The sequence below is a fragment of the Rhodococcus sp. NPDC057014 genome, assembly GCF_042673295.1.
Lineage (GTDB): Bacteria > Actinomycetota > Actinomycetes > Mycobacteriales > Mycobacteriaceae > Rhodococcus_F.
Genome location: NZ_JBHUSF010000420.1, coordinates 1 through 6375 on the forward strand (window position 1 = coordinate 1; position 6375 = coordinate 6375).

Annotated in this window: 8 protein-coding genes; 5 read left to right on the forward strand and 3 right to left on the reverse strand. The window is 66.1% G+C overall.

Annotated elements, in window-relative coordinates; all coding sequences use genetic code 11:
* Positions 1 to 119: 119 nt before the first annotated feature.
* Positions 120 to 1067 carry a DUF808 domain-containing protein gene (locus tag ACFTZB_RS41475; RefSeq protein ID WP_378441137.1) on the forward strand — a complete coding sequence of 316 codons (948 nt, stop codon included), beginning with the start codon at positions 120 to 122 and terminating at the stop codon, positions 1065 to 1067.
* Positions 1068 to 1238: 171 nt separating this feature from the next.
* Entirely contained in the window at positions 1239 to 1769 is a 531-nt protein-coding gene (locus tag ACFTZB_RS41480) for a hypothetical protein (protein WP_378441139.1), read from the forward strand.
* Between the two features lie 121 nt (positions 1770 to 1890).
* Here the strand turns inward: ACFTZB_RS41480 and ACFTZB_RS41485 are convergent, their stop codons facing one another.
* The gene (locus ACFTZB_RS41485) at positions 1891 to 2154 is read right to left on the reverse strand and encodes a WhiB family transcriptional regulator (protein WP_378441141.1); all 264 of its coding nucleotides are present in this window, start codon (positions 2152 to 2154) and stop codon (positions 1891 to 1893) included.
* A gap of 222 nt (positions 2155 to 2376) precedes the next feature.
* Positions 2377 to 3654 (reverse strand): APC family permease, encoded by a 1278-nt coding sequence (locus ACFTZB_RS41490; protein WP_378441143.1) that lies wholly within the window; start codon positions 3652 to 3654, stop codon positions 2377 to 2379.
* A 311-nt stretch (positions 3655 to 3965) separates the two neighbouring features.
* Here ACFTZB_RS41490 and ACFTZB_RS41495 point away from each other — a divergent pair, with 311 nt between their 5' ends.
* From ACFTZB_RS41495 to ACFTZB_RS41505, 3 genes are all read left to right on the forward strand, one after another.
* Positions 3966 to 4289 carry a hypothetical protein gene (locus ACFTZB_RS41495; RefSeq protein ID WP_378441145.1) on the forward strand — a complete coding sequence of 108 codons (324 nt, stop codon included), beginning with the start codon at positions 3966 to 3968 and terminating at the stop codon, positions 4287 to 4289.
* A gap of 258 nt (positions 4290 to 4547) precedes the next feature.
* Positions 4548 to 4877 (forward strand): hypothetical protein, encoded by a 330-nt coding sequence (locus tag ACFTZB_RS41500; RefSeq protein ID WP_378441147.1) that lies wholly within the window; start codon positions 4548 to 4550, stop codon positions 4875 to 4877.
* Positions 4878 to 5463: 586 nt separating this feature from the next.
* On the forward strand, positions 5464 to 5847 hold the full coding sequence (locus ACFTZB_RS41505; RefSeq protein WP_378441149.1) for an ArsR/SmtB family transcription factor: 384 nt from the start codon (positions 5464 to 5466) through the stop codon (positions 5845 to 5847).
* Positions 5848 to 5858: 11 nt separating this feature from the next.
* Here ACFTZB_RS41505 and ACFTZB_RS41510 read toward each other — a convergent pair.
* Positions 5859 to 6375, reverse strand: a 517-nt coding sequence (locus tag ACFTZB_RS41510) for a transposase (protein ID WP_378441151.1), incomplete at its 5' end; no start/stop codon positions are given.

Below are 6375 nucleotides of genomic sequence, written 5' to 3' on the forward strand. Positions count from 1 at the left end.
ACGCAAGGTAACCCCACGGCACTACCGGTTGTGCAGGGCCAACGATTCGGTACCGTTCGTGTCGACCCGCGACCGCGGGTCATGAGATCGGCACACATCCGAACTGTGGGAGGTTTTTCGTGGCTGGTGGACTCGTCGCCCTGTTGGACGACGTCGCGGCACTCGCGAAAGCGGCCGCGGCATCCATCGACGACATCGGAGCCGCGGCCGGCAAGGCCAGCGTCAAGGCAGCGGGAGTGGTCGTCGACGACACCGCCGTCACCCCCCGCTACGTGCACGGGTTCTCCCCCAATCGCGAACTACCGATCATCCGCAAAATCGCAATCGGGTCGATCCGCAACAAACTCCTGATCATCCTGCCGGTGGCGATGATCCTGAGCGAGTTCCTGCCCCAGGCGCTGCCGTACCTACTGATCGCCGGTGGTCTGTTCCTGTGCTTCGAGGGAGCCGAGAAGGTCTACGAAGCACTCACCGGCAGCCATCACGAGGCCGCGGGCGCAACCGAAGGGCAGAGCGGACCCGAATTCGAGAAGACCATGGTCAGCGGCGCGATCCGCACCGACCTGATCCTGTCCGCCGAGATCATGGTGATCTCACTGTCGTCGGTCGAGGACGAACCGTTCCTCACCAGGCTGTTGGTGCTCGTCGTCGTCGCGATCCTCATCACCGTCCTGGTGTACGGAGTGGTCGCCCTGATCGTGAAGATGGACGACGTAGGCCTGGCGCTCGCCCAACGTAAGTCCACGTTCAGTCAGCGGATCGGTCGAGGACTCGTCGCGGCGATGCCGAAGGTCATGGCAGTGCTCACCGTGGTCGGGATCGCCGCGATGCTCTGGGTCGGCGGCCACATCCTGCTCGTCAACATCGGCGAGGCCGGATTCCACTGGCCGGCCGATCGCCTCCACGATCTCGAACACTGGTTCGGCGATCTCGTCGATGGCGGCGTCGGCGGCGTTCTGTCCTGGACTGGCGGGACCGTCGTGTCCGCGCTCGTCGGGCTCGTCGTCGGCGCGATCGTCGTCCTGATCATGCACCTGATCCCGAAGCGGAAGAAACGCGCAAACTGACCGAGGTGTCCGACACCGCCCCAGCTGCTCCTCGCTGCCGTACCGACCCCCGATCGAGATGACACAACGCCGCTGCCGCAATCACTGCGGCAGCGGCGTATCGTCTGCGGCAAGGTAACCCCGCGCCCGATCGCTTCGCCCATCGGCCCGCCTACTGCGCGGGGTACGACAATGCTCGCCGACCGACAACGACGCTCACCCGAACCGGGCTCGCACCAGACACTCACGGTCTTCGTCGACGACGAACCCGTCCCCGCGCATCATCTCTGGCACCGCGGCGACACCGTCACCACCACACTCTCGTGGCTCGACGAACAGCACCTTCCTGCCGAGATCCGGTCACTAGCCGAAGAGGGACCGAACGGCTCCGGCAGAGGAGCGTTCTACCTCGACAGATACGCGGGGCCATCGACCGCGCACATAGTGTCCGTGCGCGGAGTGGTCGCGTCGATCGAGGTCGTCGCGAACCTCGCACTGAGCACCGAAGACGGCGGGAAAGTGTTGCCCGCCGCCGTGCAGATGTGGTGCGTGCCCGACACGGGCACGTGGCGCATGCCGAATCTGCAGTGTTCGGTACCCGGCACCACCGGCGGTCTCCGGTTCATAGAGCGGCACGAGTTCTTCGAGCGCTACGGTGTCGCCACACCGACCTTCCGTCGGGATTCCCGGTACTTCCGGGTGGTTCTCTACCTCACCCAGTGAGTGCCACCGCCCACCGGAGGTCGAGTCGCACGTCTCCTTCACCGAAGAACCCGAAGCCGACGAATACCTCATCAGAATCGGGAAGAAGGACGCTTCGTTCCAGCGACGGCGTTGTGCCCGTTCACTGCCGGCGCTGCGCCTCGAAGAGATCGGACCAGCGGACTCGGGGGTGCGCTTCGAGCAGTGCCCGGCGCTGACGCTCGGTCATACCACCCCAGATGCCGAATTCGACGCGATTGTCGAGCGCATACGCGCCGCATTCCATCAGCACCGGGCAGTGCCGGCACAGCGCGGCGGCTTTGCGCTGCGCGGCGCCTCTCACGAACAGCTGATCCGGGTCACCGTCTCGGCATCGACCTCGCGTTATCCAGTGGAGTTCCGACATCTGGAGCCATTCCCCTCTCGAACACCGAACACGGTCAGGGCACTGGGAATGCGGGCACAGCCCGATGAAGCAAGTGAAAGATTCAGCTGCGAACAGGTTTTCGCACCACATCGGCTCCGGCGACGAGGCGCGATCGAAATCGCACCGATGACAGATTAACTGCACCCCGTGCCGATCGCGCGTCGAAGCCCGCCCGGGTGGACAGCGATACCCTTCCTCGGATCAGGGACGACGCGACGAGCGGATCGCGTAGATCACGGCCCCGAGCCCGAGGACGATCACACCCGGAATCACCGAGGCCAGCGGAAGGAACGCGGCGAGGACGATGCAACCGACGGCGCCGACGGCCGCCACCAGGCGCGGCCACGGTTTCGCGGACAGGGTCCAGGCGGACGCGTTGGCGATCAGGTAATAGAACAGCACCGCGAACGAGGAGAACCCGATGACGCCGCGCAGGTCCGCGGTCGCGGCGAGGAGCGTCACCACCACCCCCACCGCCAACTCGGCCCGGTAGGGCACCGCGAACCGGGGGTGGACGGCGTCGAGCAGACGTGGCAGGTGGCCGTCGCGCGCCATCGCGAAGGTCGTCCGCGAGACCCCGAGGATCAGGGCGAGCAACGAGCCGAGCGCGGCGATCACCGCGGCCACCCGGACGACCGGCTCGAGACCCTCGAATCCCGCAGCGGCCACCGCCTGCGCGAGCGGATCCGTCGCGGCCGCGAGGGTGTCGGCACCGAGCGCGTTCAGGACTGCGACCGCGACGCACAGGTACACGACGAGGGTGATGGCCAGGGCGAGGGGAATCGCCCGCGAGATTGTCCGGGCCGGGTCCTTCACCTCCTCGCCGAGCGTGGCGATCCTGGCGTACCCGGCGAACGCGAAGAACAGCAGACCGGCGGCCTGCAGGACCCCGGTCACGCCGTGGCCGGAGGCGATCTCCAGGCCACGGAACCCGGTATCGGGGCCGGTCAGGCACACGATGACGACCACGGCGAGGACGGCGAGAACCGTGAACACGATGATCCGGGTGACGAGGGCCGACTTCTGCACCCCGAAGTAGTTCACGGTGGTGATGGCGACGACGGCGACCACCGCGACGAGATGCTCACGGCCGGGCCAGGCGTAGGCGCCGACGGTCAGGGCCATCGCGGCACACGAGGCGGTCTTGCCGACCACGAAACTCCAGCCCGCCAGATAGCCGAAGAACGGTCCCAGGCGTTCACGCCCGTAGACGTAGGTGCCACCGGATTGCGGATACAACGCGGCGAGCCGGGCGGAGGAGTTGGCATTGCAGTAGGCGATCACCGCGGCGACGGCCAACCCGACGAGCAATGCACCGCCGGCGGCGGATGCGGCGGGCCCGAGCGCGGCGAAGATCCCCGCCCCGATCATGGACCCGAGGCCGATCATCACCGAGTCGAACACCCCCAGCCGCCGACGCAACTGCGGCGTCGCGGCCGCGTGCACGTTTTCGCCGTCCGAAATCTCGTCACCGGCCATGCGAGTCAGTTTCCCCTTCGAGCGTGCGGATGTCGGGCAGCCCAACGCTATCGTCCACCGGTACACGGACGTGAACTCCACGGGGTCAGACGGTTTCGACACAGCGGCATGCTCGCGGCCACCGGCAGGGCCGCGACGGCCGGTGTGGACTTCGCATTCGAATTGCCGATAACCAGGCGAAGGGGTGATTTTCGCCGACGGCTCGGACCATAATTGGTCCATCGGGAAACGAATACACCGGAAATTACCTGCAACCCGAGAATCATCGGCCGGTGGAAGCCGGGCGACAATCGAATCAAAGGTGAGATCAGATGAACACGTTCGCATTGCGCACGGCGGTTACATCGGCCGCGATCGCCACCGCTTTTGCACTCGGTTCCGGCGTCGCGGCGGCGGCACCGGGGTTCCATGGAGACCCGAACACACCGGGCACGCAGCTCCACGTCCACAGCGAACCGAACGACATGAACAGCTACCAGTGCGGGGCGATCGGCGTCGGAGGTGCCGGAGTCGGATCGAACTCCCCCGGAGGCAGCGGTCAACTCAACGGCGTCTTCTTCGGCAGCGGCCCGGTGCAGGGCGGTTGCATCGGCAACGACGGATCGGTGCATTTCCCGTCCGGACGCTCCGAGTAGTAGTAACCCGGCCCGAGGCCTCCCGAGGAGGATGAGCGGCAGGGTCCTGGGTCCCGTCGGCGAGCACATCACTGCGATCGAGTCGCGTGGTGACCTCGTCCGATGGTGATCGCGCGTACCTGCACGGTCAGGGTCGTGTTCGCGCTCCCATCGAACTGACCGGAGCCGTATATCATCATTTCACTGCAACCGATAGAGTCGTATGGATGCAAATACGACTCCGCGTTCATCGAGCGCACCAGACCGGACAACCTTCCCGTGGCCGCTGACAGCGCTGACGCGTTCTGTGATGACGACCAGACCGACGATCGCCTCGCCCGAGCGGCGATCGAGGCCCTCCAGGCGGGCAGGTCGTGGGCGCACATCGCGAAGGATCTCGGGGTGTCACCTCCAGCCGTCCGCGACCGGATCGGCGTGACCGATCGGGAGTGGCAGGACGCAATCGTCGCCCACGAGAATGCCCGCGCGGCCCGGCTCGACGATCCGTCCTGGGTGCCGGCTCTCGTAGACGGGAGACCCTCCGGCGAGTCGTATCCCGGACTGCCAAATCTCGACCCGACGGGATACGGCCCGCTCCTTCCAGATTAAGTCGTCGCCGGACGGACCTCAACGGTCGATTCGAGACGAGGTACACCCGCTTTCCCGTGTGGAACAAACACGTTGTCCGTCAACGCTTTCGAGCGACACGAATTCGTACACGAGTTTCGGATGCGGGATCAACGCAGCTGACCCGCTGTTTCATAGGGACTGGTCGGTCCGTGACACCTGTGAGCTGATCCGCTACAACGGAAATGACGGTCAGGGCTCGTCGCCGCTGGGGCACCACGAGCCAACGGGTGTGACCGTGGGGGAGTGCGCTCCTCGTGGGTCGAAGGGGTCGTGTGCAGGATGAATATCTCGGGGTTCTCGCAGAGCCGATCGGGCGTGTACTGGCAAGAGCAAGTCGCGGCCGAACACGAGGCGGAGCGCCGACGATATCTCGAGACACCGCGACGGCGACCCGTCGACAACCCGCCCAGTCTTGCCGACCACGTCAGCGCTCATCTGCCCGACGTGAGTGACGCGCACGAATCGGGGAGGTAGCACAACGCATTTCGCCGATTGACAGTCGTCCCACTCGGTAGAAAGCGTGTTCCGCATTGCAGCTTGATTCGACACCTGTCAATATCGACGTATGTCGAATCAAAGTTCGGAGAGGGGTGCCTGTTGCTCACCCCTGGCACGCGTACCGTTGACCGAGGACTGGGCCGGGGATCTGGCCCGGATGTTCAAGGCGCTCGGTGACCCGGTCCGGTTGCGGCTGCTGTCCCTGGTCGCCTCCCACGCGGGCGGCGAGGCCTGCGTGTGCGACATCTCCGAGACGTTCGACCTGTCGCAGCCGACGATCTCCCATCACCTGAAGGTGCTGCGCTCGGCCGGGCTGCTGGACTGCGAACGCCGCGGCACCTGGGTGTACTACTGGGTGATCCCCTCGGCCCTGCAGCAACTGTCCGCGGTACTGCTCACCGAGGGCGGGCCGGCCGTGCCGTCTCCCACGTGCGCCGAGGCCCCGGCATGAGTTGCCCTGTGTCAAGCCGCCCGTTGTTGATGGGAGATCAGCCGTTGGAGGGCGCCGTGTTTGTCCGGTTCGTAGGCCAGGTTGTCCTGCCAGCAATGCCAGATGACGAACAGCCAGGCGCGGGCGAGGATACGAACGGCGTGGGGGTGGTCGTGTCCGCGGGCGACGGCCCGATTGTAGAGGTCGGCGGCCCAGGGATTCACATGCCGGGAGTCGCCCGCGAAGTCGGTGACGGCATCGCGGAGCTGTTTGTCTGCAGCCCAACGAAATCCGACGCTTCTGGCCTTGCCGGACTGGCGTGTGGAGGGGGCGACGCCGGCGAGGCAGGCCAGCGACTCGGGGGTGGGGAATCGTGCCCGACAGTCGCCGATCTCGGCGAGCAGCCGGGCGGCACGGACGGTGCCGGAGCGGGGCAGGCTGGTGAAGATGTGCGCGTCGGCGTGCCCGGCGAGTTGCTTGCCGATCTGCTCGGTGAGCACCTTGATCTGTTCGACGAGGGTGCGCAGGGCGGCGACCAGGGCGCGGGTG

Bases quoted from the DNA above. Each gene is read 5' to 3' on its own strand.
- ACFTZB_RS41480 (WP_378441139.1), top strand. From the start codon at position 1,239: ATGCTCGCCGACCGACAACGACGCTCACCCGAACCGGGCTCGCACCAG.
- ACFTZB_RS41485 (WP_378441141.1), bottom strand. From the start codon at position 2,154: ATGTCGGAACTCCACTGGATAACGCGAGGTCGATGCCGAGACGGTGAC.
- ACFTZB_RS41490 (WP_378441143.1), bottom strand. From the start codon at position 3,654: ATGGCCGGTGACGAGATTTCGGACGGCGAAAACGTGCACGCGGCCGCG.
- ACFTZB_RS41495 (WP_378441145.1), top strand. From the start codon at position 3,966: ATGAACACGTTCGCATTGCGCACGGCGGTTACATCGGCCGCGATCGCC.
- ACFTZB_RS41505 (WP_378441149.1), top strand. From the start codon at position 5,464: ATGTCGAATCAAAGTTCGGAGAGGGGTGCCTGTTGCTCACCCCTGGCA.